This window comes from Rummeliibacillus sp. GQ308 (assembly GCF_059759115.1).
This window is the reverse complement of the sequence record NZ_JCAXDQ010000004.1, coordinates 26,886-43,753: the sequence shown is the minus strand read 5'-3', so window position 1 is coordinate 43,753 and position 16,868 is coordinate 26,886. Positions and strand designations below refer to the sequence as shown.

Annotated in this window: 23 protein-coding genes; all 23 read left to right on the top strand. The window is 40.1% G+C overall.

Going from position 1 to position 16,868, the window contains the following annotated elements:
- Nucleotides 1-76 precede the first annotated feature (76 nt).
- The 23 genes from rpoC to rplR all read left to right on the top strand — a co-directional run bounded on the left by rpoC (nucleotide 77) and on the right by rplR (nucleotide 16,868).
- A complete protein-coding gene (gene rpoC / locus AC6CHJ_RS13700) occupies nucleotides 77-3,679 on the top strand; it encodes a DNA-directed RNA polymerase subunit beta' (protein WP_147197420.1) in 3,603 nt (1,200 codons plus the stop codon).
- A gap of 460 nt (nucleotides 3,680-4,139) precedes the next feature.
- Nucleotides 4,140-4,559, top strand: a complete 420-nt coding sequence (gene rpsL / locus AC6CHJ_RS13695) for a 30S ribosomal protein S12 (protein WP_066790943.1) — start codon at nucleotides 4,140-4,142, stop codon at nucleotides 4,557-4,559.
- 35 nt (nucleotides 4,560-4,594) lie between these two features.
- Nucleotides 4,595-5,065 (top strand): 30S ribosomal protein S7, encoded by a 471-nt coding sequence (rpsG, locus tag AC6CHJ_RS13690; RefSeq protein WP_066790941.1) that lies wholly within the window; start codon nucleotides 4,595-4,597, stop codon nucleotides 5,063-5,065.
- A 42-nt stretch (nucleotides 5,066-5,107) separates the two neighbouring features.
- Entirely contained in the window at nucleotides 5,108-7,189 is a 2,082-nt protein-coding gene (gene fusA / locus AC6CHJ_RS13685; RefSeq protein ID WP_147197418.1) for an elongation factor G, read from the top strand.
- A gap of 145 nt (nucleotides 7,190-7,334) precedes the next feature.
- Complete coding sequence (tuf, locus tag AC6CHJ_RS13680) at nucleotides 7,335-8,522, top strand: elongation factor Tu (RefSeq protein ID WP_066790935.1); 1,188 nt, start codon at nucleotides 7,335-7,337, stop codon at nucleotides 8,520-8,522.
- 364 nt (nucleotides 8,523-8,886) lie between these two features.
- Complete coding sequence (rpsJ, locus tag AC6CHJ_RS13675; protein WP_066790933.1) at nucleotides 8,887-9,195, top strand: 30S ribosomal protein S10; 309 nt, start codon at nucleotides 8,887-8,889, stop codon at nucleotides 9,193-9,195.
- Nucleotides 9,196-9,240: 45 nt separating this feature from the next.
- Entirely contained in the window at nucleotides 9,241-9,870 is a 630-nt protein-coding gene (gene rplC / locus AC6CHJ_RS13670; RefSeq protein ID WP_066790931.1) for a 50S ribosomal protein L3, read from the top strand.
- A gap of 26 nt (nucleotides 9,871-9,896) precedes the next feature.
- On the top strand, nucleotides 9,897-10,520 hold the full coding sequence (gene rplD, locus AC6CHJ_RS13665) for a 50S ribosomal protein L4 (protein ID WP_249775050.1): 624 nt from the start codon (nucleotides 9,897-9,899) through the stop codon (nucleotides 10,518-10,520).
- Nucleotides 10,520-10,798 (top strand): 50S ribosomal protein L23, encoded by a 279-nt coding sequence (gene rplW / locus AC6CHJ_RS13660; protein WP_066790927.1) that lies wholly within the window; start codon nucleotides 10,520-10,522, stop codon nucleotides 10,796-10,798. The genes rplD and rplW overlap by 1 nt, the downstream gene beginning before the upstream one ends.
- 40 nt (nucleotides 10,799-10,838) lie before the next feature.
- Nucleotides 10,839-11,669 (top strand): 50S ribosomal protein L2, encoded by an 831-nt coding sequence (gene rplB, locus AC6CHJ_RS13655; RefSeq protein ID WP_147197414.1) that lies wholly within the window; start codon nucleotides 10,839-10,841, stop codon nucleotides 11,667-11,669.
- A gap of 60 nt (nucleotides 11,670-11,729) precedes the next feature.
- Nucleotides 11,730-12,011, top strand: a complete 282-nt coding sequence (gene rpsS, locus AC6CHJ_RS13650; RefSeq protein WP_066790923.1) for a 30S ribosomal protein S19 — start codon at nucleotides 11,730-11,732, stop codon at nucleotides 12,009-12,011.
- Between the two features lie 21 nt (nucleotides 12,012-12,032).
- A complete protein-coding gene (gene rplV, locus AC6CHJ_RS13645) occupies nucleotides 12,033-12,377 on the top strand; it encodes a 50S ribosomal protein L22 (RefSeq protein WP_066790918.1) in 345 nt (114 codons plus the stop codon).
- Between the two features lie 3 nt (nucleotides 12,378-12,380).
- Nucleotides 12,381-13,037 carry a 30S ribosomal protein S3 gene (gene rpsC / locus AC6CHJ_RS13640; protein WP_147197412.1) on the top strand — a complete coding sequence of 219 codons (657 nt, stop codon included), beginning with the start codon at nucleotides 12,381-12,383 and terminating at the stop codon, nucleotides 13,035-13,037.
- 1 nt (nucleotide 13,038) lies between these two features.
- Nucleotides 13,039-13,473 carry a 50S ribosomal protein L16 gene (gene rplP / locus AC6CHJ_RS13635; RefSeq protein ID WP_147197410.1) on the top strand — a complete coding sequence of 145 codons (435 nt, stop codon included), beginning with the start codon at nucleotides 13,039-13,041 and terminating at the stop codon, nucleotides 13,471-13,473.
- Nucleotides 13,463-13,663, top strand: coding sequence for a 50S ribosomal protein L29 (rpmC, locus tag AC6CHJ_RS13630; RefSeq protein ID WP_066790908.1), 201 nt, complete (start codon nucleotides 13,463-13,465; stop codon nucleotides 13,661-13,663). Before rplP ends, rpmC begins: the two co-directional genes overlap by 11 nt.
- 20 nt (nucleotides 13,664-13,683) lie before the next feature.
- Nucleotides 13,684-13,947 (top strand): 30S ribosomal protein S17, encoded by a 264-nt coding sequence (gene rpsQ, locus AC6CHJ_RS13625; protein WP_066790906.1) that lies wholly within the window; start codon nucleotides 13,684-13,686, stop codon nucleotides 13,945-13,947.
- Between the two features lie 41 nt (nucleotides 13,948-13,988).
- The gene (gene rplN / locus AC6CHJ_RS13620; protein WP_147197408.1) at nucleotides 13,989-14,357 is read left to right on the top strand and encodes a 50S ribosomal protein L14; all 369 of its coding nucleotides are present in this window, start codon (nucleotides 13,989-13,991) and stop codon (nucleotides 14,355-14,357) included.
- Nucleotides 14,358-14,392: 35 nt separating this feature from the next.
- The gene (rplX, locus tag AC6CHJ_RS13615; RefSeq protein ID WP_147197407.1) at nucleotides 14,393-14,704 is read left to right on the top strand and encodes a 50S ribosomal protein L24; all 312 of its coding nucleotides are present in this window, start codon (nucleotides 14,393-14,395) and stop codon (nucleotides 14,702-14,704) included.
- Between the two features lie 27 nt (nucleotides 14,705-14,731).
- Nucleotides 14,732-15,271 carry a 50S ribosomal protein L5 gene (rplE, locus tag AC6CHJ_RS13610; RefSeq protein WP_147197405.1) on the top strand — a complete coding sequence of 180 codons (540 nt, stop codon included), beginning with the start codon at nucleotides 14,732-14,734 and terminating at the stop codon, nucleotides 15,269-15,271.
- A 17-nt stretch (nucleotides 15,272-15,288) separates the two neighbouring features.
- Nucleotides 15,289-15,474 carry a type Z 30S ribosomal protein S14 gene (locus tag AC6CHJ_RS13605; protein ID WP_147197404.1) on the top strand — a complete coding sequence of 62 codons (186 nt, stop codon included), beginning with the start codon at nucleotides 15,289-15,291 and terminating at the stop codon, nucleotides 15,472-15,474.
- Between the two features lie 30 nt (nucleotides 15,475-15,504).
- Nucleotides 15,505-15,903, top strand: a complete 399-nt coding sequence (rpsH, locus tag AC6CHJ_RS13600; protein ID WP_066790894.1) for a 30S ribosomal protein S8 — start codon at nucleotides 15,505-15,507, stop codon at nucleotides 15,901-15,903.
- A gap of 32 nt (nucleotides 15,904-15,935) precedes the next feature.
- Nucleotides 15,936-16,475, top strand: a complete 540-nt coding sequence (gene rplF / locus AC6CHJ_RS13595) for a 50S ribosomal protein L6 (protein WP_249775049.1) — start codon at nucleotides 15,936-15,938, stop codon at nucleotides 16,473-16,475.
- Between the two features lie 33 nt (nucleotides 16,476-16,508).
- Complete coding sequence (gene rplR / locus AC6CHJ_RS13590; RefSeq protein WP_147197400.1) at nucleotides 16,509-16,868, top strand: 50S ribosomal protein L18; 360 nt, start codon at nucleotides 16,509-16,511, stop codon at nucleotides 16,866-16,868.

Genomic DNA, 16,868 nt, shown 5'->3' with positions numbered 1-16,868 from the left:
ATCCCCTTTTACCAATAAATATCGCCGAGCTAATGGAAAGTCACTTAAGACTTCAGAATAAAGGGAGGTAGGCTCCTTGATAGACGTTAATAATTTTGAATACATGAAGATTGGTCTAGCTTCGCCCGATAAAATCCGTTCATGGTCTTATGGAGAAGTCAAAAAACCAGAAACTATTAACTATCGAACACTTAAACCAGAAAAAGACGGTTTGTTCTGTGAACGTATCTTTGGACCGACAAAGGACTGGGAATGTCATTGCGGGAAATACAAACGTGTACGTTACAAAGGTGTTGTATGTGACCGTTGTGGAGTAGAAGTAACTCGCGCTAAAGTACGTCGCGAACGTATGGGGCATATCGAATTAGCTGCTCCTGTCTCACACATCTGGTACTTCAAGGGAATCCCGAGCCGTATGGGACTTATCCTAGATATGTCACCACGCTCACTTGAAGAAGTAATCTATTTTGCATCATATGTTGTAATTGAAGCGGCAGATACACCACTTGAAAAGAAACAATTGCTTTCAGAAAAAGAATACCGTGCGTACCGCGAAAAATACGGTAAAACTTTCGTAGCTTCAATGGGTGCTGAAGCAATTCAACAACTATTATCAGAAATTGATCTTGATAAAGAAACAGAAGCATTAAAAGAAGAACTTAAAACAGCACAAGGCCAACGCCGCACAAGAGCAATCAAACGTCTTGAAGTGGTAGAATCATTCCGCCATTCCGGCAACCGTCCTGAATGGATGATTCTAGATGTGCTACCTGTAATCCCGCCTGAATTGCGCCCAATGGTACAACTAGATGGTGGACGGTTCGCTACATCAGATTTAAATGACTTATATCGTCGTGTAATTAACCGTAACAACCGTTTGAAACGCCTTCTTGATCTAGGCGCGCCTGGCATTATTGTTCAAAACGAAAAACGTATGTTGCAAGAGGCTGTCGATGCACTTATAGACAATGGCCGTCGTGGCCGTCCTGTTACGGGACCAGGTAACCGTCCATTAAAATCTTTATCTCATATGTTAAAAGGGAAACAAGGTCGTTTCCGTCAAAACCTATTGGGTAAACGTGTTGACTACTCTGGCCGTTCTGTAATCGTTGTAGGTCCATCTTTGAAAATGTATCAATGTGGTCTTCCAAAAGGTATGGCAATCGAATTGTTCAAGCCTTTCGTAATGAAAGAGTTAGTAGAACGCGGTCTTGCGCATAATATTAAATCTGCAAAACGTAAAATTGAACGTATGCACCCAGAAATCTGGGATGTTCTAGAAGAAATCATGAAAGAGCATCCAGTACTTCTAAACCGTGCTCCTACTCTTCACAGACTTGGTATTCAAGCGTTTGAACCAACTCTTATCGAAGGGAAGGCTATCCGTCTTCATCCATTAGTATGTACAGCTTACAACGCTGACTTCGATGGTGACCAAATGGCGGTTCACGTTCCACTTTCTGCAGAAGCACAAGCGGAAGCTCGTTTACTAATGCTTGCAGCACAAAACATTCTAAATCCAAAAGACGGTAAACCAGTTGTTACGCCATCTCAAGATATGGTACTAGGGAACTATTACTTAACACTTGAAAGAAAAGGCGCTATTGGTGAAGGTTCTGTCTTCTATGGACCAGAAGAATTAAATATTGCTTATCAAAATAACGAAGTACATTTGCACTCACGTATTGCAATTAAAGCATCTTCTTTAAACAATAAGACATTTACAGAAGAACAAAACAATATGTTGTTGCTTACAACTGCTGGGAAAGTTTTCTTCAATGAAATCTTGGATAATTCATTCCCATATATCAATGAACCAACAAATACAAACTTGCATGATGCAACACCAGACAAATACTTTATTCCTACGACAACAGATGTGAAGGAACATATCGCTTCACAAGAACTTGTTAAGCCTTTTACGAAGAAGTATTTAGGTAATGTTATTGCAGAAGTATTTGCAAGATACCATATTACTGAAACATCCGTCATGCTTGACCGTATGAAAGATCTTGGCTTCAAGTATTCTACTAAAGCCGGTATTTCAATTGGTATTTCCGATATCATCGTATTACCAGGGAAACACGAGATCTTGCATAAAGCGCAAGAGCAAGTGGATAAAGTGATGAAACAATTCCGTCGCGGTTTAATTACAGAAGAAGAACGCTACGATCGCGTTATTTCTTTCTGGAGTGCTGCTAAAGACGAAATTCAATCAAAACTGATGGATTCCCTTCCAGCAGAGAACCCAATCTTTATGATGAGTGACTCTGGTGCCCGTGGTAACGCATCTAACTTTACTCAGCTTGCCGGTATGCGTGGTTTGATGGCCAACCCGGCCGGACGTATTATCGAACTTCCGATTAAATCATCATTCCGTGAAGGTTTAACAGTACTCGAGTACTTCATCTCTACGCATGGTGCACGTAAAGGTCTTGCCGATACAGCGCTAAAAACAGCCGATTCAGGTTACCTTACTCGCCGTCTAGTTGACGTAGCACAAGATGTTATTGTTCGTGAAGATGATTGCGGTACTGATAGAGGTTTAGCAATCTCTGCTTTGAAAGAAGGCACAGAGATTATTGAAACACTAGAAGAGCGTATGATCGGACGTTATGCGAAGAAAACCATTCGCCACCCAGAAACAAACGAAGTCCTTGTAGCACGCGATGAATTGATTACAGCTGAACTTGCTCGCCTAATTGAAGAAGTGGGCATTGAAGAGGTAACAATCCGTTCTGCCTTTACATGTAACACCAAACATGGTGTATGTAAAAAATGTTATGGTATGAACTTAGCAACAGGCGATAAAGTTGAAGTTGGTGAGGCTGTTGGTATCATCGCTGCACAATCAATCGGTGAACCTGGTACACAGTTAACAATGCGTACATTCCACCAAGGTGGGGTAGCTGGTGCCGATATTACACAAGGTCTTCCACGTATCCAAGAGATATTCGAAGCACGTAATCCAAAAGGTCAAGCGGTCATTACTGAAATCGCTGGTGTTGTAACAGAGATTGAAGAAATTCGCGAAGGCCAAAAAGAAATTACGGTCCAAGGAAAAGTTGAAACACGTAAATATTTAGCTCCATATAATGCACGTCTAAAAGTTCAATTGAACGAAAATGTGTATCATGGTCAAATATTAACAGAGGGTTCAATTGATCCGAAAGAATTACTTAAAGTTACAGATGTTTCTTCAGTAGAAGAATATCTATTAAAAGAAGTCCAAAAAGTATACCGTATGCAAGGGGTAGAAATTGGTGATAAACACGTAGAGGTAATGGTTCGCCAAATGCTTCGCAAAGTACGTGTTATTGAAGCTGGAGAAACAGACTTACTTCCTGGTACATTGCTAGATGTACACCAATTTGCAGAAGCAAATGCTGAAGCTATTGTTGAAGGTAAGATTCCAGCTACATGTCGACCAGTCATCTTGGGTATTACAAAAGCTTCTCTTGAAACAGAATCATTCTTATCTGCAGCTTCATTCCAAGAAACAACTCGTGTATTAACAGATGCAGCAATCAAAGGTAAACGCGATGAACTACTTGGACTGAAAGAAAATGTTATCTTAGGTAAACTTGTTCCTGCTGGTACAGGTATGCAACGTTACCGTCAAATTAAAATGGCCGATAACGAAACAGAAGAACAAGAAGAAACACTTGCGGTAGATTAGTTAAAAGTATGAGGAGAGGGGTAGTCCTCCTCCTCATCTTTTTAATAAATTCATTGACAATATGATCAATGGATGATAATATATTTTAGGTTGATAGTTGGTTGTCTGTTGCACTCATCGATCTTGTATTGAACAAATGCATAGGATAACAAACAATCATTGGTAAGAAAACAAAACAGTACAGCATTGCAAGGGTATATTACCGAAGTTTTCGTTGCTCATATGCAGACGATCGAATGGCCACGCATGCGGTGCTTATAGCACAAAGAATTGGCATTCCCGTTGTATAGGTAGACTCGAAAAGAAGACTTGGTAGAGCCTACGCAATATAATAGAGCAACAATAGTGCGACCACTGAATATTGGTTTTTGCGATGATCACGCAAAAGCTTTGTTTTTTACCTTAAAATGAACCACCTGGATGTGTGGATTAAGAAACAGTATGAAGGGAGGAAAAATCGATGCCTACAATTAACCAATTAGTACGTAAGCCTCGTCAATCCAAAAGTAAAAAATCTAAATCACCAGCTCTAAACAAAGGTTATAACAGCTTTGTAAAATCATTGACTGATGTAAACTCACCACAAAAACGCGGTGTTTGTACACGTGTTGGTACAATGACTCCGAAAAAACCGAACTCAGCTTTACGTAAATATGCTCGTGTTCGCTTAACTAACCAAATCGAAGTTAATGCTTACATTCCTGGTGAAGGCCACAACTTGCAAGAACACAGTGTTGTTCTAATCCGCGGCGGCCGTGTAAAAGACTTACCAGGGGTACGTTACCACATCGTACGTGGTGCTTTGGATACTGCTGCAGTAAACGGCCGTATGCAATCTCGTTCTCTATATGGTGCTAAAAAACCAAAAGAAAAAAAATAATCTAATTATGCTTTTTAATGAAAGGAGGAAAACAAATGCCTCGTAAAGGTCCTGTTTCCAAACGTGACGTGTTACCAGATCCAATTTATAACTCAAAACTAGTAACTCGTTTAATCAATAAAATGATGGTAGATGGTAAAAGAGGTACTTCTCAAAAAATCTTATACGGAGCTTTCGAATTAGTAAAAGAACGCTCTGGTCAAGATCCACTAGAAGTATTTGATGCTGCTCTAAATAATGTAATGCCAGTTCTTGAAGTTCGTGCTCGCCGTGTCGGTGGTGCTAACTATCAAGTACCAGTTGAAGTTCGTCCAGAACGTCGTACAACTTTAGGTCTTCGTTACCTAGTGAACTACTCTCGTCTTCGTGGCGAAAAAACAATGGAAGAGCGTTTAGCAAATGAAATTCTAGATGCTTCTAACAACACTGGTGCGTCAGTTAAAAAACGTGAAGATATGCACAAAATGGCAGAAGCGAACAAAGCATTCGCTCACTATCGTTGGTAATCACAAACTAACCTTAATCCATTATGGAAGGAGAAAGACAGCATGACTAGAGAGTTCTCCCTTGAGAATACTCGTAATATCGGAATCATGGCTCACATTGATGCTGGTAAAACAACAACAACTGAGCGTATCCTTTATTACACTGGTAAGATTCACAAAATCGGTGAAACTCATGAAGGTGCTTCTCAAATGGACTGGATGGAGCAAGAGCAAGAACGTGGTATCACTATCACTTCTGCTGCTACAACAGCTCAATGGAAAGGCAACCGCGTAAACATCATCGATACTCCGGGACACGTAGACTTCACTGTAGAAGTTGAACGTTCTTTACGTGTACTTGACGGTGCAGTAACTGTACTTGATGCTCAATCAGGTGTAGAACCACAAACTGAAACAGTATGGCGTCAAGCAACAACTTACGGAGTACCACGTATCGTATTTATCAACAAAATGGATAAAATCGGTGCTGACTTCTTGTACTCAGTAAACACTTTGCATGAACGTTTACAAGCAAATGCTCATCCAATTCAGCTTCCAATCGGTGCAGAAGATGAGTTCAATGCTATCATCGACCTAATTGAAATGAAAGCTACTTTCTACAAAGAAGGCGATGACGGTTCTAACGCTGAAGTTCGCGAAATTCCAGAAGAGCACAAAGCTCAAGCTGAAGAATACCGCGAAAAATTAATTGAAGCTGTTGCTGAACTTGATGAAGATTTAATGGAAAAATACTTCGCTGGTGAAGAAATCACTAATGAAGAATTAAAAGCTGCTATCCGTAAAGCTACATTAAATGTTGAGTTCTACCCAGTAACATGTGGTACAGCATTCAAAAACAAAGGTGTTCAATTAATGCTTGATGCTGTAATCGACTACCTTCCTGCTCCAACAGACGTTGCTGCAATTAAAGGTACATCAGTCGATGGAGATGAAGAAATTGTTCGTCATTCATCTGACGAAGAACCATTCTCTGCATTAGCATTCAAAGTAATGACTGACCCTTATGTTGGTAAATTAACTTTCTTCCGCGTATATTCTGGTATCTTAGAATCTGGATCATACGTACAAAACTCTACAAAAGGTAAACGTGAACGCGTAGGTCGTATCCTACAAATGCACGCTAACTCTCGTGAGGAAATCTCAAAAGTATACGCTGGAGACATTGCAGCTGCTGTAGGTCTTAAAGCAACTACTACTGGTGATACTCTATGTGACGAAAAATCACTAGTGATTTTAGAGTCAATGGAATTCCCAGAACCAGTTATCTCACTTTCTGTAGAACCAAAATCTAAAGCTGACCAAGATAAAATGGGACAAGCTTTACAAAAACTACAAGAAGAAGATCCAACTTTCCGTGCTCACACTGACACAGAAACTGGTCAAACAATCATCTCTGGTATGGGTGAACTTCACTTAGACATTCTTGTGGACCGTATGAAACGTGAATTCCATGTGGAAGCAAACGTTGGTGCACCACAAGTATCTTACCGTGAAACATTCCGTTCTGGCGCACAAGTTGAAGGTAAATTTGTACGTCAATCAGGTGGTCGTGGACAATTCGGTCACGTATGGATCGAATTCCAACCAAACGAAGAAGGTAAAGGTTTCGAATTCGAAAACGCAATCGTTGGTGGTGTAGTTCCTCGTGAATACATTCCAGCAGTTGAAGCAGGTCTTCGCGACTCTCTAGAAAATGGTGTCCTTGCTGGATTCCCATTGATCGATATCAAAGCAAAACTATTTGATGGTTCTTACCACGATGTCGATTCAAATGAAATGGCATTTAAAGTAGCTGCTTCAATGGCACTTAAAAATGCAGTTTCAAAATGTAACCCAGTTCTTTTAGAACCAGTTATGAAAGTGGAAGTTGTAATGCCTGAAGAATACCTAGGTGATATCATGGGTAACATCACTTCTCGCCGTGGCCGCGTTGAAGGTATGGAAGCTCGCGGTAACGCTCAAGTTGTTCGCGCTATGGTTCCACTTGCTGAAATGTTTGGTTACGCAACAACTCTACGTTCTGCTACACAAGGACGTGGTACATTCTCAATGGTATTTGACCATTATGAAGAAGTTCCTAAATCAATTAGCGATGAAATTATCAAACAAAACAAAGGTGCATAATTTCAAAGTAATTTTTGATTGAATTTTACCTTTATATAAAGTATAAATAACATGTAAGCTATGTCATCTTCAGGAAGCAAGGGCCCTGCCTCCGAAGATACGTAACTATAAACTAAACTTATAACCTTGAGGAGGCAATTTTAAAATGGCTAAAGAAAAATTCGACCGTTCTAAAACGCATGCTAACATTGGTACAATCGGACACGTTGACCATGGTAAAACAACTTTAACTGCTGCTATCGCTACAGTTCTTTCTAAAAAAATGGGTGGAGAAGCTAAATCATACGATCAAATCGATAACGCTCCAGAAGAAAAAGAACGCGGTATCACAATCAATACTTCTCACATCGAATACGAAACAGAAAAACGTCACTATGCTCACGTTGACTGCCCAGGACACGCTGACTATGTTAAAAACATGATCACTGGTGCTGCTCAAATGGATGGCGCTATCCTTGTAGTATCTGCTGCTGATGGTCCAATGCCACAAACTCGTGAACACATCCTATTATCTCGTAACGTAGGCGTACCTTACATCGTAGTATTCTTAAACAAATGCGATATGGTAGACGACGAAGAATTACTTGAATTAGTAGAAATGGAAGTTCGTGATCTATTATCTGAATATGACTTCCCTGGCGATGATGTTCCTGTAATCAAAGGTTCTGCTCTTAAAGCTCTTGAAGGCGAAGCAGATTGGGAAGAACGCGTTGTTGAATTAATGAACGCTGTTGATGAATACATCCCAACTCCAGAACGTCAAACTGACAAACCATTCATGATGCCTGTCGAAGATGTATTCTCTATCACAGGTCGTGGTACAGTTGCTACTGGTCGTGTAGAACGCGGTCAAGTAAAAGTTGGTGACGTTGTTGATATCGTAGGTATCGCAGAAGAAACTAAACAAACAACTGTAACTGGCGTTGAAATGTTCCGTAAATTATTAGACTACGCTGAAGCTGGCGATAACATCGGTGCATTACTACGTGGTGTTGCTCGTGAAGAAATCCAACGTGGACAAGTATTGGCTAAACCAGGCACAATCACTCCACACACTAAATTCTCAGCTGAAGTTTACGTTTTATCAAAAGAAGAAGGTGGACGTCATACTCCATTCTTCTCTAACTACCGCCCACAATTCTATTTCCGTACAACTGACGTAACTGGTGTTATCACTTTACCAGAAGGTACTGAAATGGTTATGCCTGGCGATAACACAAAAATGAACATCGAACTAATTCACCCAATCGCTATCGAAGACGGTACTCGTTTCTCAATCCGCGAAGGTGGCCGTACAGTTGGTTCAGGCGTTGTTTCATCTATCGAAAAATAATTGTTTCTTGAAAACAATTTATTTATTAAGCTATCCCGAGTGCACACGGGGTAGCTTTTTTTGTATTTCAATGATTTGGCAAGAATTCTTATGGACAAAACGATTGCCAAACAAAGAGAAATTTAATATACTGGAATACGTGCAAAACAAGATTTAGTAGATATGAAGACTTTCTAAAACAATATATAAAGAAATTCGTGAAATCACTTGCTTATTCGCGAAAATCTATGTATAATATTTAATGTTGGTCTTTGACTGCGATGAAGCGGGAGGTTGCCGACACACCCGGCCGCATTGCCATGGCGCGTGTGTGGGAAATTTCCGTGGAGAATGTCTAGGAAATAGGCGAAAAGGAGGGAAAATAATGGCAAAACAAAAGATTCGAATCCGTTTGAAAGCATATGATCACAGAATTCTTGATCAATCTGCTGAGAAAATTGTTGAAACTGCGAAACGCTCAGGTGCAAGTGTATCAGGTCCGATACCTCTTCCAACTGAAAAATCCATTTACACAATTCTTCGTGCTGTTCACAAGTATAAAGATTCTCGTGAGCAATTTGAAATGCGCACTCATAAACGTCTAATCGATATCGTTAACCCAACTCCACAAACTGTGGATGCGTTAATGAAATTAGATTTACCATCAGGCGTTGATATTGAAATCAAACTTTAATGGTAAAAAATATATTAAATTAAATTATCTCAGGAGGTGTGACTAATGACCAAAGGAATCTTAGGTAGAAAAATCGGTATGACGCAAGTTTTTGCTGAGAATGGTGATTTAATCCCTGTAACTGTTGTTGAAGCTGCTCCAAACGTAGTTCTTCAAAAGAAATCAGTTGATACAGATGGCTACGAAGCAATCCAAATCGGTTTCGATGATAAACGCGAAAAGCTTTCAAACAAACCTGAAAAAGGACACGTAGCAAAAGCAAACACTACTCCTAAGCGCTTCATTCGCGAAATCCGCGATGTAAACTTAGCTGAGTACGAGGTTGGTCAAGAAGTCAAAGTTGAAATTTTCGCAGAAGGCGATGTAGTAGATGTAACAGGTGTTACTAAAGGTAAAGGTTTCCAAGGTGTAATCAAACGCCACGGACAATCTCGTGGTCCAATGGCCCACGGTTCTCGTTACCACCGTCGTCCTGGTTCAATGGGTCCTGTAGCTCCGAACCGCGTATTTAAACAAAAAAAATTACCTGGTCAAATGGGTGGCAACACAGTTACAATTCAAAACTTAACAATTGTTAAAGTTGATGCAGAACGCAACTTGCTACTTATCAAAGGTAATGTTCCTGGTTCTCGTAAAGCATTAGTAACAGTTAAATCTGCTATTAAAGCTAACTAATTTCCCGAAGAAAGGAGGAAACAGGAATGACAAAAGTTAACGTACTTAGTCAAACAGGTTCTTCTGTAGGCGAAATCGAATTAAACGATGCGATCTTCGGAATTGAACCTAATCAATCAGTATTATTTGACGCGATTATCGCTCAACGCGCTTCATTACGTCAAGGTACACATAAAGTAAAAAATCGCTCTGAAGTTTCTGGTGGTGGTCGTAAACCATGGCGCCAAAAAGGAACTGGACGTGCTCGTCAAGGTTCTATCCGTTCTCCACAATGGCGTGGCGGTGGTACTGTATTCGGTCCAACACCTCGCAGCTACAGCTACAAACTTCCTAAAAAAGTTCGTCGTTTAGCTCTTAAATCAGCACTATCTTCTAAAGTTGCTGAAACTAACTTTGTGGTACTAGAAGCATTGAAATTAGATGCGCCAAAAACAAAAGATTTCGCTAAAGTTTTAGCTGATCTTTCAATTAACTCTAAAGCATTATTTGTAACTGCTGACTTAGATGAAAACGTAGCATTATCTGCTCGTAACATCCAAGGTGTAACAGTTCTAACTGCAGCTGGAATCAACGTTCTTGATCTTGTAGGTCACGATAAAGTTGTATTCACTCAAGCTGCTGTAAAAAAAGTTGAGGAGGTGCTTGGTTAATGGAAGCACGTGAAGTTTTAAAACGTCCTGTCATTACTGAGCGTTCTTCAGAACAAATGGCAGAAAACAAATATACTTTTGAAGTTGACACTCGTGCCAATAAAACTGAAGTCAAAGATGCTGTAGAAGAAATCTTTGGCGTTAAAGTTGAAAAAGTTAACATTATGAATTACAAAGGTAAATTCAAACGTGTTGGCCGTCACGGTGGATACACTAACAAACGCCGTAAAGCAATTGTAAAATTGTCTGAAGGCGAAATCGAATTATTCGAAATGTAATATTCGTTCAATATGAACATTAAAGAAGGAGGGAACACAAATGGCGATTAAAAAGTATAAGCCTACCTCAAATGGTCGTCGTAACATGACATCATCTGACTTTGCTGAGATTACAACTAACAAACCAGAAAAATCATTGTTAGAATCTACTAAACGCAAAGCTGGTCGTAACAACCAAGGTAAAATCACTGTTCGTCATAATGGTGGTGGCCACAAACGTCAATACCGTGTCATCGATTTCAAACGTACAAAAGATGGCATTCCAGGACGCGTTGCTACTATCGAGTATGATCCAAACCGATCTGCAAACATCGCATTAATTAACTATGCTGATGGTGAAAAACGTTATATCCTAGCACCTAAAGGTCTAGTAGTTGGAATGACAATTGTATCTGGTCCTGATGTTGATATTAAAGTAGGTAACGCCCTACCATTATCAAACATCCCAATGGGTACAACAATTCACAACATCGAAATGAAACCAGGTAAAGGTGGACAACTAGTACGTTCTGCTGGTACATCTGCTCAAATCCTTGGTAAAGAAGGTAAATACGTAATCATTCGTCTTCAATCTGGCGAAGTTCGTATGATCCTAGCTGCTTGCCGTGCTACAATCGGTGAAGTTGGCAATGAACAACACGAGCTTATCAACATTGGTAAAGCAGGCCGTACTCGTTGGATGGGTAAACGTCCTACTGTACGTGGTTCTGTAATGAACCCTAATGATCACCCACACGGTGGTGGTGAAGGTAAATCTCCAATCGGTCGTAAGTCTCCAATGACTCCATGGGGTAAACCTGCACTTGGTTACAAAACTCGTAAAAAGAAAAACAACTCCGACAAACTTATCATTCGTCGTCGTAAAAAATAATGTGATTAGACTACGGTTCAATGATAGAGCCGTGGTGGAATCACGGAGGGAGGTTCCAAAATGGGTCGTAGCTTGAAAAAAGGACCTTTTGTTGATGAACACTTAATGAAAAAAGTGGAAGCTCAACAAGATTCAGAAAAAAAACAAGTTATTAAAACTTGGTCTCGCCGTTCTACAATCTTCCCGAACTTCATCGGTTCTACAATCGCTGTATATGATGGACGTAAACACGTGCCAGTATACGTGACTGAAGATATGGTAGGTCATAAGCTAGGCGAATTCGCACCAACTCGTACTTATAAAGGACACGGTGCAGATGATAAGAAAACTTCAGTACGCTAATTTGAGGGGAGGTAAATCCTGATGCAAGAAGCTAAAGCTATTGCTCGCACAGTTCGAATTGCTCCTCGTAAAGTCCGCTTAGTAGTTGATTTAATCCGAGGCAAGCAAGTTGGCGAAGCCGTTGCAATTTTACGCCATACTCCAAAAGCAGCATCTCCGGTAGTAGAAAAAGTGTTAAAATCTGCAGTTGCAAACGCTGAACATAATTATGACTTAGACGTTAACAATTTAGTGATCTCTAAAGTATTTGTAGATGAAGGTCCTACATTGAAACGTTTCCGTCCACGTGCACAAGGTCGTGCAAGTGCAATTAACAAACGTACAAGCCACATCACAATCGTGGTATCTGAGAAGAAGGAGGGATAATACGTGGGTCAAAAAGTACATCCAATAGGATTACGTGTTGGTGTCATTCGTGATTGGGAATCTAGATGGTACGCTGAAAAAGACTATGCTACATTACTACACGAAGACATCAAAGTTCGTAAATATATCGAAAAAACTTTAAAAGAAGCATCGGTTTCTAAAGTTGAAATCGAACGTGCTGCTAACAAAATCAACATTACAATTAGCACTGCGAAACCAGGTATGGTTATCGGTAAGGGCGGTACTGAAGTGGAAGCACTTCGTAAACACCTTAACGAAATGACTGGCAAACGCGTACACATCAACATCGTTGAAATCAAACGCGCTGATCTTGATGCTAAACTTGTAGCTGAAAATATCGCTCGTCAATTAGAAAACCGTGTATCATTCCGTCGTGCACAAAAACAAGCAATTCAACGTACAATCCGTTCAGGTGCTCAAGGTATCAAAACTCAAGTATCTGGTCGTCTAGGTGGCGCTGATATCGCTCGTGCAGAACATTATAGTGAAGGTACTGTTCCACTTCATACACTTCGCGCTGACATTGATTATGCTCATGCAGAAGCTGACACTACTTATGGTAAACTAGGTGTTAAAGTATGGATCTACCGTGGTGAAGTCCTTCCAGTTAAGAAGAACTCTGAGGAAGGAGGCAAATAATATGTTATTGCCAAAACGCGTTAAATACCGTCGTGTACACCGTGGCAAAATGCGCGGTCAAGCAAAAGGTGGTACAGAAGTTGTTTTCGGTGAATATGGTTTACAATCACTAGAAGCTAGCTGGATTACAAACCGTCAAATTGAAGCTGCTCGTATTGCTATGACTCGTTATACAAAACGTGGCGGTAAAGTTTGGATTAAAATATTCCCTCACAAACCATACACTAAAAAGCCTCTTGAAGTACGTATGGGTTCAGGGAAAGGTGCTCCTGAAGGTTGGGTAGCAGTAGTAAAACCCGGCAGAATTATGTTTGAAATCGGTGGGGTTTCTGAAGAAATCGCTCGTGAAGCACTTCGTTTAGCAAGTCATAAGTTACCTGTTAAATGCAAGTTTGTTAAACGTGAAGAAATTGGTGGTGAATCTAATGAAAGCTAATGAAATCCGTGAACTTACAACTGCAGAGATCGAAGTAAAAGTAAAATCACTGAAAGAAGAGCTTTTCAACCTTCGCTTCCAATTGGCGACTGGTCAATTAGAAAACACAGCTCGCATTCGTGAAGTACGTAAAGCGATTGCGCGTATGAAAACTGTGATTCGTGAAAGAGAAATCAGTGCAAATAACTGATAATGAGGAGGTTTGCAAGCATGACTGAGCGTAACCAACGCAAAGTTTACACAGGCCGCGTCGTTTCGGATAAAATGGATAAAACTATTACTGTTTTAGTTGAAACATACAAAAAGCACACGCTTTATGGCAAACGTGTAAAATACTCTAAAAAGTTCAAAGCGCATGATGAAAACAACACAGCTAAAGTTGGAGATATCGTACGCATTATGGAAACTCGTCCGCTATCAGCTACTAAACGTTTCCGTTTAGTTGAAGTTGTAGAAAAAGCGGTTATTATCTAATAAATTTCGGAATAAGACAAGTCCGAAGGGAGGTAACCTAAGTGATCCAACAAGAAAGTCGTTTGAAAGTTGCCGACAACTCAGGTGCAAAAGAAGTATTAGCTATTAAAGTACTTGGTGGTTCTGGTCGTAAAACTGCTAACATCGGAGATGTTATTGTTTGTACGGTGAAGAAAGCAACACCAGGTGGCGTTGTCAAGAAGGGTGAAGTTGTTAAAGCTGTTATCGTTCGTACGAAAAGCGGCGTTCGTCGTAAAGACGGTACTTACATCAAATTCGATGAAAACGCATGTGTAATCATTCGTGATGATAAATCACCACGCGGTACACGTATTTTCGGACCTGTTGCACGTGAATTACGTGACAATAGCTTCATGAAAATTGTTTCATTAGCTCCGGAAGTTCTTTAATTACATGAAAGTGCCAATCAAGGAGGTGCGACAGAATGCATGTTAAAAAAGGCGACAAAGTAATGGTTATTACAGGTAAAGATAAAGGTAAATCAGGTGTTATTCTTGCTGCTTTCCCTAAAAAAGATCGCGTGTTAGTTGAAGGTGTTAACATCGTTAAAAAACACGTAAAACCTAACCAACTTAATCCACAAGGTGGAATTGTCAGCCAAGAGGCAGCAATTCACGTTTCGAACGTAATGCTAATCGATCCTAAATCTGGCGAGCCGACTCGCGTAGGTTATAAAGTTGAAGATGGCAAAAAAGTTCGTATAGCAAAAAAATCAGGTGCAGTAATCGATAAATAAGTTTAAACAGAGAAGGGAGGTACAAACATGAACCGCCTAAAAGAAAAATTTGTTAACGAAGTTTCTCCAGCTCTAATGAGCAAATTCGAATACACTTCAACAATGCAAGTACCGAAAGTTGAAAAAATCGTAATCAACATGGGTGTTGGTGACGCTGTTCAAAACTCTAAAGTACTTGACTCTGCTGTTGAAGAATTAACTTTAATCACTGGTCAAAAACCAGTTGTGACTAAAGCTAAAAAATCTATCGCCGGCTTCCGTCTTCGTGAAGGTATGCCAATCGGTGCGAAAGTTACACTACGTGGTGAACGTATGTATGACTTCTTGGATAAATTAATTTCAATTTCTTTACCACGTGTACGTGACTTCCGCGGTGTTTCTAAAAAAGCATTCGATGGTCGCGGTAACTATACTCTTGGTGTGAAAGAACAATTAATCTTCCCTGAAATTGACTATGATAAAGTATCAAAAGTACGCGGTATGGATATCGTGATTGTTACTACTGCGAACTCTGATGAAGAAGCTCGCGAGTTGTTAACTCAATTCGGTATGCCATTCCAAAAATAATATAGGGAGGCGAGAACGTGGCTAAAAAATCAATGATCGTTAAACAACAACGTGGTGCGAAGTATAAAGTTCAAGAATACACTCGCTGTGAACGCTGTGGCCGTCCACACTCTGTATACCGCAAATTCAAACTTTGCCGTATTTGTTTCCGTGAACTTGCATACAAGGGACAAATTCCTGGCGTTAAAAAAGCCAGCTGGTAATCCCCTAATTTGGGAAGGAGGTAAATTGTAATGACTATGACAGATCCAATTGCAGATATGCTTACACGCATCCGTAATGCTAACATGGTCCGTCACGAAAAATTAGAGCTTCCGGCTTCTAATATCAAAAAAGAAATCGCTGAAATCCTTAAGCGTGAAGGTTTTGTTCGTGACGTTGAATATGTTGAAGATGATAAACAAGGTATTATCCGTATCTTCTTGAAATACGGCCAAAATAACGAACGCGTTATCACTGGTCTAAAACGTATTTCAAAACCAGGTTTACGTGTTTACGCTAAAACTGATGAAGTGCCTAAAGTGTTGAACGGTCTAGGTATCGCTTTAGTATCAACTTCACAAGGTTTGTTAACAGACAAAGAAGCTCGCGCTAAAAAAGTTGGCGGCGAAGTTCTAGCATACGTTTGGTAATTAGCAACAAATGAATGGAGGTGCAACATTAAATGTCTCGTATAGGTAAAAAGCCAATCGAGGTGCCTGCAGGTGTTACTGTATCAGTTGATGCTGATAACGTAGCAACTGTTAAAGGCCCAAAAGGCGAATTAGTTCGTGCTTTTAACAAAGATATTAAAATCGAACAAGAAGGCAACGTGATTACTTTAACTCGTCCTTCTGAATCTAAAGAACACCGCACAAACCACGGTACAACTCGTGCTTTGCTTGCAAACATGGTTACAGGTGTTTCTGAAGGTTTCTCTAAAACTTTAGAATTAGTTGGTGTCGGTTACCGTGCGCAACTACAAGGTAAAAAACTTGTACTTAACGTAGGTTACTCACATCCAGTTGAATTCACACCAGAAGATGGTATCGAAGTTGAAGTACCTTCTAATACGAAAGTAATCGTAAAAGGTATTTCTAAAGAGAAAGTTGGAGCTCTTGCTTCAAACATCCGTGACGTACGCCCACCAGAACCTTACAAAGGTAAAGGGATTCGTTATGAAGGCGAATATGTTCGTCGTAAAGAAGGTAAAACAGGTAAATAATGCTGCCTAAGCATTAGAAAGGAGTGACCCTTTGTGATTACGAAACAAGATAAAAATCAAGTTCGTAAAAAACGTCATGCTCGTGTACGTTCAAAAATTACCGGTACTACACAACGTCCTCGTTTAAACGTGTACCGTTCTAATAAACACATTTACGCACAAATCATTGACGATACTCAAGGCGTAACACTTGCTTCAGCTTCAACTATGGATAAAGAGTTCGAAGGCACTGCAAGCAACGTGGAAGCTGCTGCGAAAATTGGTGAAACAATCGCTAAACGTGCTGCTGCGAAAGATATCAAAGCTGTTGTATTTGACCGTGGCGGTTACTTATATCATGGACGTGTTAAAGCTTTAGCTGAAGCTGCACGCGAAAACGGGTTAGAATTTTAA